Origin of the sequence: Eudoraea adriatica DSM 19308 (assembly GCF_000382125.1) — a bacterium.
GTDB classification, from domain to species: domain Bacteria; phylum Bacteroidota; class Bacteroidia; order Flavobacteriales; family Flavobacteriaceae; genus Eudoraea; species Eudoraea adriatica.
The window spans coordinates 1-21,023 of the sequence record NZ_KB907553.1 but is presented as its reverse complement, the minus strand read 5'-3'; the positions used below and the strand labels follow the sequence as shown (position 1 = coordinate 21,023).

The window sequence follows — 21,023 nt, the reverse complement described above, 5'->3', positions numbered from 1 at the left end:
ACTTTAGTGATTTATGTGACATATATTATACTCAATTTAATACGCCTGTCACAAAGACTATATTAACCAGCCAGGTATTGTTCAGGAATCGCTGGCGGGCTCCGAAATCGAAAGCGTATTTTGGTGAGATCATCAATCTGTCTTTCCAAACCCAATAGGAGGCACTTATCCCAATGGTGCTTTTCCTGTCCCGGTAGTTGACCGGCCAGTATACTTCGCTGCCCTTATCGTCGCTTACCTGCCAGTTGTGACCGCCTTGTACCGCCAGTTCAAGCCTTGGGCTTAAGAATTGGCTTAAACCCCATTCCAATGAAAAGCGATTGCCAGGTCTCACATCCGCATCCTTTATCTTGCCATTTGCTTCATAGGTAAGACCTATCATAATGGCAGTCGACCGGTCGGTCATAGGGTAATAGTATCCGTATCCCTGAAAAGCGTGTGTCCAGAATCCAAGTCCAACCACTTCGCTCGATCCCGTTTCGTATTTGCCGGTAGGAGCGTAGAACCCATACAAGAAGGTGAGATCCGCATGTTTCATCTCCCAGGAGAGCCCTAAAGGTGCAACATAAAGATCACTGAACCCAGAGTTTTTACCCTTGATCAAATTGGTATAAGTAGTGTCGATCACAATGCCTCCACGCTCTGTGATAATTGAAACATCTGCAGAAATATAATTGGGTGATATACCTGCCATGTATTTGGCTCCACCAAGCAACTTGAAGTTGGAAGCCCAGAATAAGGCCGGCACTGAAGTGTACCCTCCCAAATCAATACCAACCGAAATATCAGGCAGCAAAGGATCTATGCTACTAAGATCAACACTGTTGAATTTATTTCCGTTTCGATCAACATAGGTATCGCTATTAAAAAAGCCATTATACCATAACACGAACAGGCCGGATGGAGGTGCTGCCATATCCCGGACGTTTTTCACTACGGGGGAATAGTGCCCTCCCTGAATAGGAGAAACAACCTGTCCAGATCCTTCATAAGACAGCAACAATAACCCAATCATTAGCCGCCAGTAAAAGCCCTGGCAAAAACCATGTGTGATAATGCCCATCCATTGTGCGCTTAGTGTTGCGGTTCGTGCCGGAATTGACTTTTTATCTTTTTTAAATAAAATTCTTTTGAGGAACATAGTGTTCTTTTATCTTTCTGTTTTCATAGTTTTTGGGCAACTGGAACGATCCAGGATTTCATGGCATCGAGGTCAGCCTGATAAATTCGCAAGGTGGGACTCAGATTCAGATCTTTACGTTCGATAGGCAGCCAGTTTTCTTCCGGAACTCCTTCCGGTTTTTCGCTGGCGATATAAATTTCAATACCGCCCGCTTCATTAAGTCTCATACCCGCATTTTCTCCCACACTATATTTTTTTCGATCATTTGGGATAAAAAATCCATTTTCAAGGTCATATAGGGTGATGGACCAGAAGGCCCTGGCCGGGGGCAGTTCATCCTTGCTCATACGAATGACATAATCATTCATCGCATTCATGGGATCGCCATCTGCTGTTTTGATCTGTGGATAAATAGCTTCTGCCTCGGGCATTCCGATCGGTCCTAGAATCGAGACATTTAACAAGGTTTCTAAATCTGTTTTGCCTTTTGGCTGGAACATTTTGGACTGCACTTTCTTACGAAAGTCTTCATCCACTGATTTTTTCATTTCTTCCTCCCTGATCCTCTCGGCTATCGCCCTGAGCTCCGCTCCATTGACCTTAATCCCTTTTTCTGGCTCATAGGTTCCTCCGGGAACGATTCCCAGGGGCCTGTAAATCTCAAGTATGGCCTTGTCCAGCGGGTTTTCGCGATCCCATGAAACATGGTTGAAAACAAACTGCATCACTTCCAGAAGGTTGTTTTTAAATATATCAGAGTCGGTCATTCCCACGTCAGGGAACTCAACGGGGCTTAACGGGATGACATCATTCCCTTGATATGTATTTAAACTGTGCAGTTCAATAGACTGGATTTGAGATACAACCTTTTCAAATCGTTCTGGCTCGCTCGCATGCGGCATCACCCTGAAAACTGCAGAAACAAAATCTCCGGTGGCTTTGAAGTAATGATCAATTCCTTCTATTTTTTCACCATCGTAATTTCTTGTGTGATCTGAATAAATCAGTATAGCGCCGTCTTCCCCAAAGTTCCCGTTCCCGGTAGAGAGCGGAATATTAACATAATGGTCATACGCGGTGATCATCAGAGAAACATATTTGGAATCAAACCCGGGGTATTTTAGGATCATTGCATCGTCCCTGAGGTCCAATAGGGCAGAGGTGTAGAAAGTATCGTTGTTGGGCCGGGCAATATCGGTTAGCGTATGATCTTTTAGTTGGGTGTCGGATTGCAAGGTATTCCATCCGCCCTGTGCCAGGGCAAACTTATTAGTGACATTGTATAGGGCTACATTCTGGAAAGACCTTTTTACCAGATCTTCCATTTGTTCAGGACTAAGCATTGCGTAGCTATTGTCATCCACGGGGATCGTAGCTTTTGTTTGGTCTTGTTTGCAGGTTACAGTCAGGAGGCTTACCAGAAGCAATAGAAGGAAGGGTTGGAGATTTCTCATCACAAAGATTTTATTTAAGGATTGTTATGTCTGTATAGGAACTTCCCCCATTTTTTATAACCCGGGTTCAGTCCTACTCAGATCACAAAAGTATTTTGAGAGGCTGTCTCGGTCAATGATCTATATCAGTTAGAGGGGTTTAATTATTACTTATTTTTGACCATACTCTTAGTGACTACAGACCTATGTAAAACACTGTTCATATTCCGGTTCAAATTTTACTGATTTTAAGGTTGAATGGCAATACTAAGAGCAGATAATATGAACTCTCTCTTCACATACAAGACTGCACTGTCGGGGCTGGTGTTCTTGGCTTCTGCACTCCTTGTGGCTCAGGATATACAGCCGCGGGTATATGCCCCGGCACCCACCGGGCTGAATCTCATTACGCTGGGGTATGGCTATTCTGAAGGAGCCGTTTTGTTCGACAAAACCATCCAAATAGATAACGCATACGCCAATATCCACGGTTTCAGTGCTGCCTATTCCCGCTCCACCGCCCTGTTCGGAAAAGCTGGCCGTTTTGACGTTGCCGTGCCCCTGGTGACAGGTAATTGGGAGGGTGAGTTGCTGGGAGAAATACAAACCACTTCCCGTTTTGGCATAGGGGACCCCGTTCTGCGGTACGCCTATTTTATTTCAGGAGCCCCTGCCCTTTCCAGGGAAGAATTCGCTGGATTCCAGCCTAAGACAATCGTGGGGGTTACAATTCGCATGCAGATACCCTTGGGTGAATACGATCCCAACAAGCTTATAAACCTCGGATCCAACCGATGGGTGTTCAGTCCCCAGATAGGGATATGGCATGTGGTTGGCAATTTTACTTTTGAAGCTTATACCGGAATATGGCTTTTTACCGACAACAAAGAGTTTCTGGGATCTCAGGTTCGCACTCAGGATCCCCTCTTTACCTTTCAGCTGCATGTCTCCTATGAGTTTCAGGGTGGCATCTGGATTGCAGTCTCCTCCCGACAGAGCCTCGGTGGGGCGGTTGCGATTGACGACGGATACAGGTTCGTTCCCGAAAGCAACAACCGCGTGGGCGTTTCTCTTTCCATCCCTATTAGACCGAGGTATTACCTAAAGCTGATTGCCACTACCGGAGTTTCTGCCACAATCGGGAATGATTATAACACCCTGGGGATTGCCTGGCAGGCAGTTTTTTAGGTGAAATTAAGGACTAAACACAAATCTGCTTTATAAAAACACATTCGACTGTTGTCCCTATAACTGATCTTAATCAGTAAGAGGGGTTTAAATATTGCTTATTTTTGACCATATTCTTCGCAACTTCAGACCTATGAAAAACACTGTTCGTATTCCGGTTCAAATTTTACTGATTTTGATTATGGTGATAACTTCCTGCAGGGAAAAACAGGCCCTTGAAACTGGAAATATGGAATCCACTGAAATAGTTTTGGAACCCGCCTTCGATCCAGCCGATGAAATATTGGGTCTCAGCGAACAATGGACAGGCAACCTGGACGGGATGATCGAACGCGGACGTATCCGCGCCCTGGTTCCCTATAACCGCTCCAGTTACTTTATAAACGGCACCAAGCGGGAGGGGATTACCTATGAGGCGCTTACCATGTTTGAGCAATACCTCAACGCAAGCCTTGGTAAAAAACCAGGCAGCCCGGGTTATGTACAGGTCATTTTCATACCCATGACCCGGGACCGCATACTACCCGCCCTGAAGGAAGGGCATGGGGATCTCGCGGCCGCAAACCTTGTGATCACACCTAAAGGCCTGGAGGAATTCGACTTTTCGGTTCCGGCATTAAGCAACTGGAGGGAACTAATTGTTACCGGCCCAGCAGGCCGGGCTATAACTAATTTTGATGACCTCCTGGGGGATACCGTTTATATCCGTGGTTCAAGCAGCTACTTTGAACATTTGCAGATTTTTAATGACTCCCTCCTTAAAGTGGGAAAATCAATTATCCATATGAAGCCTATGGACGAGCACCTGGAAGACGATGACATTCTGGAAATGGTTAACGCAGGGCTCATCCCGTTTACCATTTCGAACGCATTTACTGTGACACTTTGGGAGCCTTTATTAACGGATATACGCGCGTATCCGGATCTTGCGATAAAGACCGGTGGCGAAGTTGCATGGGCGATGCGCAAAAATAGCCCCAACCTGAAGGCCGCTGTGGATGCCTTCCTGCGAGAAAACAAACAGGGTTCCCTGATGAGCAATATCCTCCTGAAGAAATACCTGAAAAACACCAATTATCTCAAGAAAGTAAATTCTGATGAAAACCTGGAAAGATTTAAGAAACTTCGGGGGTTATTTCAAAAATATGGCGAGCAATTCAATTGGGACTGGCTGCTGCTGGCTGCTCAGGGTTATCAGGAATCCCAGTTGGATAACACAAAGACTAGCTCTGCAGGGGCTGTGGGCATCATGCAGATCAAGCCCAGTACTGCTGCCGACCCCAATGTAGGAATCGATAATGTCTATGACATGGAGAATAACATTCACGCGGCTGTCAAATATCTGGATTTTCTTCGCAATAGGTATTTTGACAACCCTGAGATAGATCCATTCAATGCCATGTTATTGAGCCTGGCTGCCTACAACATGGGGCCTGGCCGGATGAACCAAATCCGAAGAAAAGCTTCTGAGCAGGGAATCAATCCGAATGAATGGTTTGGCCAGGTAGAACTAATAGTGGCCAGGGAAGTGGGCAGGGAACCTGTTCAGTATGTAAGCAACATCTACAAATATTACGCGTCATTTCGGTCTTTAAAGAGGTATGGACAAAAGACAGGCAAGTCCATCAAATGAATGGTTTTTACATGGGAATAGTTGAGCGAGATGCTAACCAACATACTATCAAATAGAAAGAACAAATGCCTTACGAAGAAGCCGTAAGCTCTTGATAGGAACTGAATAATACAATAATACTTGTTTAGCCTTAATAGCGGCTTTTTATTTGATTTGAATAACGGCAATTCACCATTTTAGACGATTAAATCATGACCACTTTTTCTAGGAGTTTTTTTATATTTTTGATTCTTTAAAAACGCACACCGTTATGAAAAGATTATTCTTATACACATTGAGTTTACTATTAAGTTTTTCAACTTTATTGGCTCAGAATAAACCAATAGATGATCGTGCGGAAGTAGAAATTTCTAATGGTTTGAATTGGCGATTTATAGGTCCTATTGTGGGTAATCGTGGTTCTGTAGTTCTTGGACATCCAACAGAACCTTATACATTCTACTTTGGCGCCAGCAATGGCCTATGGAAAACAGAAGATGCAGGTACTTACTGGGAACCAGTGGGCGATGCCTACTTCAAATCCGGAAACATCGGGGCCATGGAATTCTCAGAATCCAATCCCAATATCGCTTATGTGGGAATGGGAGAACCCCAAATGAGGAATAACGTTAGTTGGGGCGATGGGGTTTATAAAACAGAAGACAATGGCAAAACCTGGATTCATTTGGGTCTTGAAGAAACCCACCATATCTCCCAGGTACGGGTGCATCCTACAAATCCGGATATTGTTTTTGTCGGTGCCTTTGGGCATGCATTCGGGCCTAATCAGGAACGCGGAGTATACCGCACTCAAGATGGTGGCAAATCATGGGAAAAGGTACTCTATAAAAGTGATAAAGCCGGGGTTATAGACCTGGTAATGAATCCTTCCAACCCGGATGAACTCTTTGCTGTTATGTGGGAATTTGAACGCAAAGCATGGGGGTCAAAAACCGGAGGACCGGATTCAGGTCTTTGGAAATCCACCGACGGGGGTGATACCTGGAAGGAGATTACCTATAACGAGGGATTACCCGAAGGCGGTCGTGGCCGTGCAGGGATTACCATGTCAGCAGCCGATGCACGAAAAGTTTATGCTTTGATTGATTCTGAAACCAAGCCGGGCCTTTATGTTTCTGAGGATTTGGGAGAAAATTGGGAGTTTGTTTCTGATTTTTTTCAAATTATAGGTCGGCCATTTTACTACAGTCACATCTATGCCAGCCCACATGACGCTAATGAATTATGGAGCCCGAATAACCGTATGTTCATGACTAAAGATGGTGGGAAGAACTGGATTTTAAATCCTGGTATCAAAGATGATTTTCATGATATCTGGATTTGCCCCAGGGATCCAAAGCGGATGATTGGCACCAACGATGGTGGCTGTCAGGTTAGTATGACCGGAGGAATTACCTGGAGCAGCCAGTACACGCAAAAGAATAGCCAATTTTATAGGGTTAATGTTGACAATGACTTTCCATATAATGTTTATGGAAGTGGTCAGGACATACTTGCTTATAAGGTACCCAGTGCTTCACGTTGGGGAGGGATTTCTGGTTATGAAACCACAATCATTGGCAATGGTGAAATAAGCAGTGTAATTCCCAATCCCAATGACCCGAATATAGTCTATAATATTTCAGGGGGTGCGCCTATGGGAAGTGGAGCTCCCTTTACCATCAATAATTTAGCCACCGGACAAAATGAAGTACGATCGGTATGGCCGTCTCCTTTATTTGGTCTCAATGGTTATGATCTTAAATATCGTTTTAATTGGGATCTTGCATATTTCTTATCACCACATGATAACAAAACGCTATACCTCGGAGGTAATGTAGTATTTAAATCTACTGACGAAGGTCTTAATTGGGAGGTAATTAGTCCTAATCTTACAAACAATCTTAAGGAGCGCCAAAAAATCACCGGAACACCATGGCTGTCTGAATATTTCGGGCAAGAGATTTACAGTACAATAAAGCGATTGGATGAATCTCCTGTAAAAAAAGGAGTAATCTGGACAGGCTCAGACGATGGTAAAATCTACATTACCAGGAACGGCGGTACTAACTGGGAAGATATCTCCATCACCGATAGCACGTTACCGCAGTATTCACAAGTTTACGAGATAGAGCCCTCTCCACATGATGCGGCTGCAGCATACGTTGTTTTTTCAAACTTCAATACTTATGATGATTACAATCCATACATGTTCAAAACAACTGATTATGGTAAGACGTGGGTAAATTTATCAGCTAACTTTCCTCAGGATCAAATTACACGTACCATCCGAGAAGATAAGGTAAGAAAGGGATTATTATTTGTAGGAACAGAATCTGGAGTATATTATTCATTGAACGATGGCCAGTCCTGGGAAAAACTCAAAGCAAACCTGCCGGCAGTTCCAGTGGTTGATATAAAAATAAAGGATGCAGATCTTGTAATAGCAACCAATGGCCGCGGTTTTTGGATCATGGATGATATTACTCCATTGCGTGAAAAGAGCAGAGAGCTTGATTCAAAAGCTGTACATCTTTACCCTGTTTCAGACCATACCCGTTTTGGCTATAACTGGTGGTTGGATTATGTGCCGGGTGGAGACCCAGGCATGAAAAAGAACTATTTTGTTCAGAATATGCGCCCCGGTCTAACCTATTATGAGTTAACATTTAAACAAGTGAATGGTGAGCGCAAACGTAAGTTTATTGATGCCGGTGACCCCAAGCCATTAGGGCCTGCCTTCTATTTTAAACTAGAGAAGGAACCTAAAGATATAGCCATTGCTATTTTGGATAAAGACGGTAACGAGATCAGAAATTATAGCAAAGAACAAATGATGTTGAACTTTGGTTCTGAAAGTGACTTTAATGCCGGGTTAAATAAATTTGTATGGGATATGCGTATCAATGGGGTTAGCAGTGTACCTGGCAGGCCGACAACAACCGTAATTCCAATTGTGCCTCCGGGAAAATATGCTGTTAAACTTACCGTTGACGGGGTTTCAGAAACTCAGGAGTTTAATATCTACATGAATCCTAAAGAGTCCTATACCCAAAGACAGGCAGATGATAAGTTTGCTTTCTGGATGGAAATGTATAACCAGGCAGAAGCCAGAACACAGAAGGTTATAGCGGCACTTGCTAAGAAAAAAGAAGTGACCGAAATGGCAGAGTCATCTGGCAATAATAAGGCGAAGAAACAAGCAGAGGTTATTGCTAAACTCATAGATAGCTATGAGGGAGCTTATGTATCTACCGGTCGTACCCTGGCCGAGGTCATCAATTTGCCTGCTACCATTCTATTCAAATTATCCTTTATGAGTGGAATCCTTGATCATTCGGAGGGACCTGTTACAGCACAAATGCAAGCAGAATTTCGGGAAGTACTTAAGGATGCAGATAATGCAGATGCAACTTTTAAGCAGAATATTGACAAGGAACTAAGTAAATTTGAGAAAATTATTAAGTAAGGTTTTAATGAGCAAAATTTAGAAATTTAAATACATGTTTCTAAAAATAATCTTATTTAGAAAAATTACTTCATCCCGTATTATCCGAAGCTGCCTATGATCATGGGGTGATAAAGTTATCATAGCAATAAGCCAAAGCTCAATAACATGAAAAAAGGGAAAAGGGATCATTGCCAATCACAAAACTGGAAACCTTTCTTGCTGTGTCTGGTAATTTTTGGCCTTCATTCCCAATGTTCCATAGCTCAAACAGGGGAACAGGATTCCCTGCCGAAGCTTGGAGGCCCAGATCAGGTAGACAATCGGCTGGAACTTGATAGGACCGTTAAGAGTCCGTTTTTTGAATTTCCTTTCCTGAATCCCTATTTTGGGTTTAAGGAGAGGGTGAAGGAAAATACCGGCCTGGATTTTGCCACGGAATACAGCAGTTTATTTGTAGGATCGAACTCCAATATAGGACAGGATAATGCAAGTAGTGGTATGTGGAAGTTTTATGGATCCTGGAATCTGGTAGGCAAAGAATCCGGGAATAGCGGGGCTTTGATATTCAAAGTAGAACATCGCCATAAATATGGAAACATACCTCCACAGGGTCTGGGTTTCAGCACTGGCTACGTTGGTTTTATATCTCCACCATTTAGCAATGACGGATGGCGGGCAACGAACCTGTACTGGCGACAGCGGTTTGCAAAAGGAAGGATTGCGCTGGTGGCAGGATTCCTTGATGTCACAGACTTTTTTGATGTTTATGCCCTGGCCAGCCCCTGGATGCACTTTTCTAATTTCACCTTTTCTACCGGCGCGGCTGCTATCAATGTTCCTAACGACGGCTATCTTGGGTTTGCCTTAGCGGGATGGCTAAGCAATAAGGTTTACATGATTGCAGGGATGGGAGATATTAATTCGGACCCTTCAGATATTTTTAATGGTTTTGATACTTTTTTTAATACCAAGGAATATTTTAAACATGTAGAGATTGGCCTTACTTCCTCAAAAGATTATATGCTTCTTGATAATGTACATCTCAGTCTGTGGCAGCGCGATGCGACTTCAGCTACGGGAGATCCAAATGGCTGGGGGTTGGTCTTATCGGCTACCAAATATATAAAGGAAACCTACCTCCCATTTGTCAGATATGCCTATACAAAGGACGCCGGCAGTTTATTGCAGAACTCTTTGTCACTGGGCCTTGGGTATCAGCCGGTACCCGGGAGTCATTTGGCGGCTATTGCTTTTAACTGGGGTCAGGTAAATGAAACCACCTTCGGTGAAGGCCTGGACGACCAGTATACCTGGGAAGTATTTTACAGGATTCAGCTTTCCTCTAAAATTGCGCTTACCCCGGATGTACAGTTTTTAATAAACCCGGCACTTAATCCGGCGCAGTCATCTCTTTTTTTATATAGTCTCAGAGCCAGGATCGTCTTGTGATAGTATAAAAAATGTTTTGCAAAAATCAGGGACGTGTATTTCAACAATATAATTACATTAAGCTCTATAGCGGAATTGGATTTAACGCTTAAAATAAGTTTATTTAGATGATCTATTTCGCTTCATAGCTATGACACATATTCTTAAAAACAAAAACCTGGAAATTAAGATTGACCTTCCTTTGGAAAACTATAATTTTTCAAGGTTTGACTGGACTGGAAAAATTGCAGATGTAAAATTTAAAAATATTCAATTGGCCACAGTTGAAAGGACCGATGGTCAGAACGAGAATTCTTTAGGGAAAGGATTTTACAATGAATTTGGAATTGATACGGCATTAGGTTTTGACGACACTGAAATAGGCAGTTGGTTTCACAAAATAGGAGTAGGATTATTAAAGAAAGAGGATAGTCAATACCTGTTTAGTAAAAACTATGAGCTTAGACCTGCCGAATTCCATATTAGTGCAGAATCCGACCGGATTTTGATCAGATGCAAATCACAAGACACCAATGGCTATGCGTATTTATTGCTAAAAGAGATTCAATTGGCTGAAAGTGGTTTTACACTTAAGTATTATCTGCAAAACACGGGTGAAAAAGAGTTTAGTACAGATGAATATGTGCACAATTTTACAGCTATAAATAAGGATTTAATAGGCAGCAAATATGTATTAAAATTTCCATTTCAACTTAATCCTGAGTTATTTGCGGAAACGGTTAATCCTGAATTGAAAGTAGCTATTGGGCAAAATGAATTTAAGTTTAAAGGCACGCCCGAACAGCAATTCTTTTTTAGCAACCTCTCAGGCGATAAAAATGTAGATGCCAGCTGGCAATTAATAAACCTTGAAAGTAAAATTGCGATTAGTGAATCCGGAAGTTTTCAAACAAATAAAGTGAATCTTTGGGGATGGAAACATGTTATTTGTCCGGAGTTGTTTTATAAAATAAATCTAAAACCAGGTCAATCAACGGAATGGACCAGGAAATATAATATTTATAAACTAAAGTGAGCGCCCCGGAATTTTGGTGATTCTGGTATAACAGCTGATTTTTCGTTATATTTAGAAATAGCATCTGAAATCAATTAATGAAGGTATTATGAAGAGGGTTTTTATTCTAATCGCTACGCTTTTTTCGTTGCAGCTGCATTCGAATAATAATTTGAATGAAATTTCCGGAATTGTAACTATTGGCAACTCCCCAATACAAAACGTGTCTGTCCGGGTTTTAAACAGCTCCAAAGAAACTTTTACAGACGAAAATGGAAAATATTTTATCACTGCCAGACCATCTGATGTCTTAGCTTTTGATTATGCCGGGATGCAAAAGGTAGAAATAGTAGTGGAAGATGTTACTGCCAGATTGAACATTGAAATGAAGATGAATGTAGAAGCTTTGAAGGAAGTTGTAGTGGCAGAAAATAATGCCAGGAATCAGGATTACCTGAAATTGCAATATGGGATTGATAAGAGGATCCTGAATACTGCCTTTGGTTATCTGGATGCCAGGAGAGTTGGCTATTCTATAAAATTAGTAGATGGCAAAGATTTAAGCGCAGGAGCAATAGATGTTGTTACGGCATTAAAGGGAAGAGCTGCAGGGGTATACAGCCTGGGAGGAGAAATATATATCCGCGGAGGGGGACCTCAGCTACAAGGTAGAGCAATTCCGGCAATTTATGATCTGGATGGGATGGTCTTAAAGAAACTTCCATTTATAACAGTAGAGAATATTGACCGGGTGGCAATAATATCCGGCTTAGCCGGGAGGGTCAGATACGGTAGTATTGCCAGAGGTGGGGTTGTGGTAATAAACACTATTGGCGCTCCTTTTAGGGCAGATTCTGATACTAATAAAAGTTATGACAGGGCACGCCTTCGTAATAACATCTATAATGATGATGCGATTGCTGAAGATCGTAGTAATGCAACCAGTTATTTGAGGGATCTATATTCCTGCAAAGAAAAACCTGCTGCACGCGAAGTATATCAAAAATATGTAACGAGATATGCGAAAGACCCATATTTTATAATAGACACCTATCTGTTTTTTCATGATACCGGTGACAAAATTTTTGCAAATCAAATTTTGGAGGACAATATTGAAGTTGTGGAAAGTAATCCTGTTTATGCCAAAGCCATGGCCTTTGCTTTGGACTACGCTAAAGAGTACTCTAAGTCTAAAGAAATGTACAAAAAGATTTTTGTTTTAAGACCTGAATATTTGCAATCCTACAGGGATATGGCAAATAGTTATTTAGCTCTGGGCAATTACAAAAATGCAGCCAACCTCTATATCCGCTATCAATATTTAGTGAAGGAGGGGATTTTCGCCAATGATAGTTCAGCTATCCAAAAAGCAATAGACGGAGAAATGAATAACCTGTTTGTACTACATGGCACCAGCTTCATGGAAGAGTCCAATATAGTCGGATTCAAGAATTACACTAAAAACAAGGGCGAAACGAGGTTGCTTTTTGAATGGAATGACAGCGAAGCAGAATTTGATTTGGAATTTGTTAACCCTCAAAAAAATAATTTTATCTGGGAACATTCTCTGGAGAATGCGGCCGAACGAATTAAAGATGAAAAAACTTTGGGGTATTCCTCTGAAGAATTCTTTGTTGATGCGTCTCTGCCCGGAAAATGGCAGATAAATGTTAAGTATAAAGGGAATAAAAAATTATCTCCGGTTTATATGAAATTAACCAAATTCACAAACTATAATACCCCCTCTCAAAAAATGGATGTTTCCGTATTTCGTTTAGCTGTGAAAAATGTAAAGCAGAAATTAACCGATTTCAATAACGTGGTTTCCCTCTCTGCTAATTAACAGGCTTTTTAATTGCCTTGATTCTATAACCCAGAGCAAGCTTTCCACTTAAAAGTGTAAAAGCACCATTATTGCCATAACCAATGTAGGACATATTGGTTGAAGTTATGAGGCTAATAGAAGTATAAAAGCGCTTCCATCTGTAGCCAAATAATGCCGATCCATTTAGTTTATAAACCAGAGGATTTTTTGGATTATAGGAGACGTCTTCAGCCTCTGCATTTTTTATTGTTACACCAAGGCCTGCTTTAGCTCCTAACGCCACATAGAAATTTGCCGGCAACCTGACCAGACTTACCAAACCACCCATTATACCAATTCCATAATTAGTGAAGCTGGTAATCCTTGCCTGTTGGTTAAAATCCGGGAAAAATTCCGGAGGAACAATTGACTGGTCTGCAGAGATTTGGTTATAAAGAATAAAACCTCCAAGCCCAAATGAAAATATGTTTCGTTTCTGTTTTGTAATGCCTGCATTTAATGAGGTCTGCGAGTATTCACCGGCATTGAAAAGATATAAGTAATCAACACCCCCGGCTATAGATTTGATATCATCTCTGAAAATACTCGTACTATTTATGGAATTTTTAATATTAAATCCCCTGTAGACCTGGAAATAGAAGTCAATTAAATTATGTTCTAATATCAATCCACCTCTAAGATCAAATCGGTCTGTATTTTCCGTTTCCTTGTTTCTCAGATTATAAGTAAAATCGAGAATCAACTTGCTGGTTGCAACTCCGACGCCAATTCCATAAAGGTCATTTGGGATATAGGAAAGACGAACATTATCATTCGACAACCTGAAACCCTGTGCTTTAATATTTCCAAAAAGTCTGACAGACCAGTTGTTCATATCACGATCAATCAGTAAGGAATCAAGCCTGCTAATAGTTTTAAGTGAATCCGTTTGCCGTATATCCTGAGACCTGCAAAGCAACCCTATAAACAAAAAAAACAGTAATAAAAGTCGCCCTTTGGTAAAAGAGCCAACCGCCACCTTACAGCTATAGTTGAAATGTGCTACATTCCTGTTTAGGGAACTATTAAATTTAGTCCGGCTATTCCATTCCATTATACAAATTGGGATAATCTGCCCTTTTGAAGGGGCCTAAAGTTACTTAAATTAGCGGGTATATTTTAATTACTTCATAAACGCAAAGGGCGTAATGAGGAATTAGTTAATGGGATGTATAGGAATTTTAAACGCTAAAAAGTTAAATGAAAATTAATAGGATTGGTCTGGGGGGAGGCTGCCATTGGTGCACAGAAGCGGTATTTCAAAACCTGAATGGGGTTGTACGTGTAGAGCAGGGTTGGATTTCTGCTTTAGGTGCGTTGGAATTCAGTGAAGCGGTACTACTGCATTTCGACCGGGAAAAGATTACTGCGAAAGATCTTATAGAAGTTCATCTTCACACCCACAAATGTACTTCCAATCATTCTATGCGCACAAAATACCGTTCTGCTGTTTATTCCTTTAGTTTGAAGCAGCAAATGGAATCAGAGCAAATTTTAGGACTGCTTCAAAAGGAATTTGAGGATAAATTAATCACCAGGGTATATGGGTTCAAAGACTTTAAATTGTCTCCTGAAACTTATCAGAATTATTATCGCAAAAATCGGGATAAACCTTTTTGTAAAACCTACATAGATCCCAAATTGCAATTCCTTCTGAGGAGATTTTCAAAGCATGTTTTAGAATCTGCTCAGACATCAATAAAAAGGAGGGAAGAACAAAACATCAAAAAATAAAAAGTAGCTTCTGAGTTCGCATTAAAAATTCTTATTTTTGTGCCCCCTGATACTTATTCAGCGGAAATATTTGGCCTCATAGTTCAACGGATAGAATAGAAGTTTCCTAAACTTTAGATCCAGGTTCGATTCCTGGTGAGGCTACGGATAAGTACATTAGGCCTTTATTTTTGATCGACCGAGAGAAACTTGTTTCATTGAGGTGAGGTCCAAAAATAAAACCAGCTGCTTAGCAGTTGGCCTTTTGTATTTTCAGAACGAGCGTTTCTCAGGAACAGCGAAGCTAGTCCTGGTTAATTTTGTTCCGGGCCAAAAATAATACCAGCTGCATGGCAGCTGGGCTTCTGTATTTTCAGTGCGAGTCGTTCTCAGGAACAGCGCAGCTAATCCTGGTGAGGCTACTTTTTCAAGTTTAAAGGAAATGAAATTAACACAAAACTAGTTGATTTACAATGACTTGTTTTTTTGATTTAAAACGCTGTCAAGCAATGACTTAGGATCTAATTTCATAGTGTAACATCGCGCAAGCGTGTTGCCCTCTTGCTATTCCTCCCTTAGTTTTGAGAATTTACCTTATTAAAGGCAACGGAAAACTCAATAAGTCATTTTCACTGCAAGGAAGTTGCAGGTTTGAAACTTATCTTTCTGAAATTCTGCACAAAAATGTTAGGAAAGAGTATTACGCTCAAAAACTTATCCATTGATAATCAGCCTTGTATTGGCCTTCAATTTCAAGCGCATCGTGATTTGCAAGAAAAAGTCAATCTACTACCAAACGTTGAATGGTCTGAGAATTATCAAATGTATTTTCTTCCTAACACAAAAGAAAACATCCAATTGATATATAAAGTGTTCAAAGGTATAGCTTGGGTCAATGGAAACTACTTTTTTCATAATAAACCACTTGTAAACAAAAAAGGTAACGCCAATTTTAAACGAGAAGACCATTCCAAACATAGCAGCAAAGCCAGACTTTGTCCTGAAGATTATCTGGAAAAGCTAGAGCTAAAGAAATATGCCCCTAATACAGCAAGAATTTATATCTCATGTTTTGAGGCATTCATGCGCTTTTATCCAGATGCCACATTGGATAAAATAGACGAAAACGATATTCGTAAATACCTGCTTTTTCTAGTTCGAAAAGATTGCTCAGATTCCTATGTCAATCAAGCCATAAACAGTATTAAATTTTACTATGAGATTGTTCGTGGAATGCCCAATCGGTTTTATTCTATTGAACGCCCAAGAAAAACCAAAAAACTACCTGTGGTACTTTCCATTATAGAAGTTCAAAGCCTACTGGCTGAAATCAACAATATAAAACATCGATGTATCGTTGGTTTACTATATAGTTCGGGTTTACGTAGATCAGAAGTTTTGGCTTTAAGACCGGTGGATATAGATAGTAAGCGCATGTTAATTAGGGTCAACCAGGGAAAGGGTAAAAAAGATCGGTACACCATTTTAAGTGCTACATTACTAAAAGAATTACGTAATTATTTTAAAAGATATCAACCTCGAACTTTTCTGTTTGAAAGCCCTAATGGAAAGGCGTATTCTCCTACCAGTGTGGTCAACATTGTAAGTCGTGCGGCATTAAGGGCGGGAATTAAAAGAAGAGTGACTCCTCATATGTTACGTCATAGCTTTGCAACCCATTTGTTAGATAAAGGAACAGATTTGCGAAAGATTCAGGTTCTTTTAGGTCATAATTCAAGTAAAACAACGGAGATTTACACACATGTTGCAGAAAATTCCTTCAGGGATATAGATGATTTACTATCTTAGTTATAAGTGATATATAGTGCATAATGCACTATATTCAATTGTTATGCCTCAATAAAAAAACAAAATGATGAAAATTCTATTCACCTCATTGATAATTTTTTTCGTTTTCAGTTGCACATCAAAGTCAAACGTAACTAATCAAAGATTACCTATCCCAAAGGAAATTATTGATTTAGGGGCATTAATAACTGAGGACTTGCCCGAACAGGTATGGGGCGGCCTTATGAAACATTATGGCTTTGACGAATCTAACTCCTTTAGGGTAATTAACCAGGAATTTGAATTTCCTGACGGATTTTTATCAGTAAATAATTCATACCTGACGATATTCAATCATGGAGGGCCTCATGTAGATGCACCAAGTCATACGAATTTGAAAGGGGGAATCGATAGTTATTCGGTAGATGATTTTATAGGTCCATTGAAAGTCATTGATGTCAGCGATTTACCATTCGGGCGAACTGTTTCACTATCAGAAATAAAGAAACATGACATTCAACCAGGTGATATTGTATTAATATATACCAATTACATTTTACCCAAAGAGGAGGAATTACCTAATCGAATAGCTCTCACTCAAGAGGCAGCCAAGTATCTAACAAATATTCCAGTAAAAGCTTTTGGAACAGACTCGTTCAATGTTGAAAGTGATGATAATCCGACCGAAGTAAATTCCGAAACTGCATTGCAACGAATTGCTCCTATTCATTATGAATTTTTAAGCAAGAGGATTCCTGTATTTGAACAACTTTTCAACGTAGATAAACTATTGAATAAGGAAAAGATGCTTTTTGTTGGTCAACCGTTGAACATTGAAAATGGTGATGGAATGATAGTTAGACCCGTAGTTTTTGTATATGAGTGATGTAACCAATATCGAGGCATAACAATGTACATGTCGATCATAGCTGGCAAAAGCCAGCTACGCCGCATGTACTTACCGTTAGCGGTAATAAGACAAAAAAATAAATATATCAGAATGAATTATTGATTATGAAGAAAATCAAACTGAATTTGAATATTGACTGGAAATCAAAAATTGTTGACCTTTTAATTGTAATTATCGGTATCACAATTGCATTTAAATTAAATACTTGGAACGAATCCATAACAACAAATTTAGAGGCGAAAGATTACATAGAAAGTTTTTATGAAGAAAATATTACTAATGAGACTAATCTAAGTTCTGCTTTGGAATTTTCAGAATCAAACAGAAAAGATATTGACACTTTAAAACAAATTCTTCTATCAAAAAAATATGATGATAAAAGAATCAAAACGCTTACAGCAAGTATGATGGGATTGGCTAATTATAATCCTTCTATTACGACAATGGAAAACATTACAGCATCGGGAGAATTTAAATTAATAAAAGATATCGAACTCAGAAAACAAATAATTAACACCTATAACTCGTATCATGTAACATTAAAATTAGAAGCCTTATTGTTAGATTATGTTAACAAATACGTAACTCCTTTTTCCTTTGAGAATATTCGTTTCAGTGACTTTAGTTCTATCCACTCTGACTTTATTAAAGAGCCATTATTTGAAAATATTGTTTTTGGTTTTGAAGTTTTATTGAGTCAACAAATCAAGGGATATCAAGATAGTTTAGAGGAAATAAAACTGTTGAATGAAAAACTAACTACCGCTAACAATGTATATAATAAATAGGCGAAATATTTCGTAAAATCAAGGCTTTTGGCTCGTATCAAACTTTTTGCTTACCTGAAAGTTTTGTGCTTCGCAATCGCCTACTTTTTATATACTAACCGTTGTATGCCATGCTGAAAGAACAAAAGAGCTGTTTTATTGCCAACGTTAGAATTACATTAATAAGAAGGAGTATTATGAAATTTAAAAAACACTTAATAGCCATCCTTGGCTTAGGAATACTGATAACAGGGTGTAATCCTCAAAAAAATCCTGATCATTCAGAAAACCTGCAAAAGCAGGACGGGAGGGTTCTCCCATTTCCAAGAATTGCTTCTGAAAGCCAGACAGGCCAAACCTTGGCCGAAAGTAAATTAGCACCATGGCCAAACAACAAACACCTGGCTGATGATGCTCCTAATGTACTTATTGTTTTGATAGATGATGTTGGTTTCGGGGTTTCAGAAACATTTGGAGGGGAAGTAGCCACACCTACGCTTACAAAACTAGCAAACGAAGGAATTATGTATAACCGATTCCATACCACTTCAATCTGTTCTCCTACTCGGGCTTCTTTGCTAACTGGAAGAAACCACACAAGAGTGTCATCTGGCACCATTGCAGAACGAGCTGTTAATTTTGATGGATATACAGGCGTCATCCCCAAAACTTCAGCTACCGTAGCCGAAGTGCTTAAAAACTATGGTTACCATACTGCTGCCTTTGGAAAATGGCATAATTCACCTGCCAACCAAACTACGTCAATGGGACCAAAAGACTTTTGGCCAAATGGCTATGGATTTGAATATTTCTATGGATTTTTAGCGGGAGAAACCTCCCAATATGAACCACGATTATTTGAAAATTATAATGCCATTGAACCTCCCCACGACCCTAATTATCATTTGACAGAAGATATGGCAGAGCAAGGTCTTAAGTGGTTGGGAGAGCACAAAGCCTATTCGCCAGACAAGCCTTTTTTCATGTACTGGGCTCCGGGAGCCGCTCATGGTCCACATCATATTTTTAAAGAATGGTCAGAGAAATACAAAGACAAGTTTGATGGAGGTTGGGATGAATACAGAGCAAGAGTCTTTCAACGTCAGTTAGCTATGGGAATAATTCCTGAGGGGACTGAATTAACGGAAAGAGACTCCACAATGGTCGCATGGGATGATATTCCTGAAGATGAAAAAGAGTTTCAATTGCGCTTAATGGAAGTGTTTGCAGGTTTTGTAGAACATACGGATGTGCAAGTAGGTAAGCTAATCGACGGTATGGATGCTATGGGCTACAAAGACAACACCATCGTGATTTACATTTTTGGCGATAACGGTTCTAGTGCAGAAGGACAAAACGGCAGTATAAGTGAGTTGCTAGCTCAAAACCAGATACCTAACACCATTAGTCAACAAATGGCTGCATTGGACAAAATTGGTGGCTTAGATGCGCTAGGAACCAACAAGGTAGAAAACATGTATCATTCTGGTTGGGCATGGGCAGGAAGTACTCCGTTTAGAAGCACAAAATTGGTTGCAGCGCATTTTGGAGGAACACGAAACCCGATGGTGATTTCCTGGCCCAAAAGAATAAAACCTGACAAGGAAATTCGCAGCCAATTTCTTCATGTAAATGACATTGTTCCCACGCTGTATGATATTATAGGTATACAACATCCTGAAATTGTTAATGGCTTTGAGCAAGACCAGATGGATGGAAAAAGTTTTGCACAAACATTTACCAACCCCAATGCAGAGAATTTAAAAAAGACCCAATTTTTTGATAATAACGGTAGTCGTGGAGTTTATCATGAGGGTTGGTTTGCAAGTACATTTGGCCCACTGCGCCCTTGGGTTTCTGCACAAAAAGGATTAGAAGACTGGAACTCAAATGAAGACGTTTGGCAGCTTTATGATTTGAAAAATGATTTCTCACAAGCGCATGATCTTTCAGCCGAATATCCAGAAAAACTAGCTGAACTAAAAGAACTGTTTTTAAATGAAGCCAAGGAAAATAAAGATTTCCCCATTGGTGCGGGTATTTGGTTAAGGCTGCATCCGGAAGATGTGATTACCTCACCCTATACCGAATGGACATTTAACCAAACCACAACAAGGATGCCGGAATTTGCTGCACCAGGTCTTGGTAAAAAAAGTAATACCGTGGTGATAGATCTGGAGGTAAAAGAAAACCAAAGTGGTGTATTATATGCGCTCGGTGGAAGCGCTGGTGGATTAACTTGCTACATGGATAATGGCTATTTAAAATACGAATACAACATGATGATTATCCACCAATTTAAAGTGAGCAGTAAAAATAAAATTGGTATGGGTAAGCATGAATTTGAGATTACCACAAAGATAAAAGACAATAAGCCTGGAGCACCAGCAACGATCACTTTGAAAGTAGATGGTAAAGAAGTTGGTGCCATGACCACTTTGGGTACAGTGCCAGCGGCATTTTCAGCTAGTGAAACTTTGGATATTGGTACAGATTTAGGCTCGCCTGTTTCCTTCGATTATTTTGAAAAGGCACCATTTAAGTTTAACGGCACAATCAATTCTGTTTATATCAAATTATTGTAAATGAAAAGAAAGCACGGCATACAACATTGTATAAAAGCAATAGCGGTTTAGGTGCGAACTTGAACCGCTTTTTGTATCTATTTAAGTATCTTGCTATCTGGCAGTTTAGTGGCCTAAATCCGCTACTGCTCATATGCAGACCGTTG

Annotated in this window: 14 protein-coding genes and 1 tRNA gene; 12 read left to right on the top strand and 3 right to left on the bottom strand. The window is 40.2% G+C overall.

Going from position 1 to position 21,023, the window contains the following annotated elements; translation table 11 throughout:
* Positions 1-31 precede the first annotated feature (31 nt).
* Together G504_RS0115920 and G504_RS0115915 are read right to left on the bottom strand one after the other, a co-directional pair.
* On the bottom strand, positions 32-1,141 hold the full coding sequence (locus G504_RS0115920) for a SphA family protein (protein ID WP_157473454.1): 1,110 nt from the start codon (positions 1,139-1,141) through the stop codon (positions 32-34).
* Positions 1,142-1,164: 23 nt separating this feature from the next.
* Positions 1,165-2,577, bottom strand: a complete 1,413-nt coding sequence (locus G504_RS0115915; RefSeq protein WP_019671191.1) for a DUF1214 domain-containing protein — start codon at positions 2,575-2,577, stop codon at positions 1,165-1,167.
* 309 nt (positions 2,578-2,886) lie between these two features.
* Here G504_RS0115915 and G504_RS0115910 point away from each other — a divergent pair, with 309 nt between their 5' ends.
* From G504_RS0115910 to G504_RS0115885, 6 genes are all read left to right on the top strand, one after another.
* Positions 2,887-3,744, top strand: coding sequence for a transporter (locus tag G504_RS0115910; RefSeq protein WP_169336925.1), 858 nt, complete (start codon positions 2,887-2,889; stop codon positions 3,742-3,744).
* Between the two features lie 133 nt (positions 3,745-3,877).
* Positions 3,878-5,377: an MltF family protein gene (locus tag G504_RS18915; protein ID WP_019671189.1), complete on the top strand. Its 1,500-nt coding sequence runs from the start codon at positions 3,878-3,880 to the stop codon at positions 5,375-5,377.
* 250 nt (positions 5,378-5,627) lie between these two features.
* A complete protein-coding gene (locus G504_RS0115900) occupies positions 5,628-8,825 on the top strand; it encodes a WD40/YVTN/BNR-like repeat-containing protein (RefSeq protein WP_019671188.1) in 3,198 nt (1,065 codons plus the stop codon).
* A 147-nt stretch (positions 8,826-8,972) separates the two neighbouring features.
* Positions 8,973-10,256, top strand: coding sequence for a carbohydrate porin (locus G504_RS18910; protein ID WP_019671187.1), 1,284 nt, complete (start codon positions 8,973-8,975; stop codon positions 10,254-10,256).
* A 130-nt stretch (positions 10,257-10,386) separates the two neighbouring features.
* Positions 10,387-11,271 (top strand): hypothetical protein, encoded by an 885-nt coding sequence (locus G504_RS0115890; protein WP_019671186.1) that lies wholly within the window; start codon positions 10,387-10,389, stop codon positions 11,269-11,271.
* Positions 11,272-11,359: 88 nt separating this feature from the next.
* Positions 11,360-13,093, top strand: a complete 1,734-nt coding sequence (locus tag G504_RS0115885; protein ID WP_019671185.1) for a carboxypeptidase-like regulatory domain-containing protein — start codon at positions 11,360-11,362, stop codon at positions 13,091-13,093.
* Here G504_RS0115885 and G504_RS0115880 read toward each other — a convergent pair.
* The gene (locus tag G504_RS0115880; protein ID WP_019671184.1) at positions 13,086-14,168 is read right to left on the bottom strand and encodes a DUF4421 family protein; all 1,083 of its coding nucleotides are present in this window, start codon (positions 14,166-14,168) and stop codon (positions 13,086-13,088) included. The genes G504_RS0115885 and G504_RS0115880 overlap by 8 nt on opposite strands.
* Positions 14,169-14,314: 146 nt before the next feature.
* Between G504_RS0115880 and G504_RS0115875 the strand changes: the two genes are divergently transcribed.
* The 6 genes from G504_RS0115875 (at position 14,315) to G504_RS0115850 (ending at position 20,877) form a co-directional block, all read left to right on the top strand.
* Complete coding sequence (locus tag G504_RS0115875) at positions 14,315-14,848, top strand: peptide-methionine (S)-S-oxide reductase (protein WP_019671183.1); 534 nt, start codon at positions 14,315-14,317, stop codon at positions 14,846-14,848.
* 72 nt (positions 14,849-14,920) lie between these two features.
* A tRNA-Arg gene (locus G504_RS0115870) sits at positions 14,921-14,992 on the top strand.
* 519 nt (positions 14,993-15,511) lie between these two features.
* Positions 15,512-16,636 (top strand): site-specific tyrosine recombinase/integron integrase, encoded by a 1,125-nt coding sequence (xerA, locus tag G504_RS0115865; RefSeq protein ID WP_019671182.1) that lies wholly within the window; start codon positions 15,512-15,514, stop codon positions 16,634-16,636.
* 64 nt (positions 16,637-16,700) lie between these two features.
* Complete coding sequence (locus tag G504_RS0115860) at positions 16,701-17,501, top strand: cyclase family protein (RefSeq protein ID WP_040444357.1); 801 nt, start codon at positions 16,701-16,703, stop codon at positions 17,499-17,501.
* Positions 17,502-17,629: 128 nt separating this feature from the next.
* Positions 17,630-18,313 (top strand): DUF6090 family protein, encoded by a 684-nt coding sequence (locus G504_RS0115855; protein ID WP_019671180.1) that lies wholly within the window; start codon positions 17,630-17,632, stop codon positions 18,311-18,313.
* Between the two features lie 176 nt (positions 18,314-18,489).
* Positions 18,490-20,877 (top strand): arylsulfatase, encoded by a 2,388-nt coding sequence (locus tag G504_RS0115850; protein ID WP_019671314.1) that lies wholly within the window; start codon positions 18,490-18,492, stop codon positions 20,875-20,877.
* The last annotated feature ends 146 nt before the right edge of the window (positions 20,878-21,023 follow it).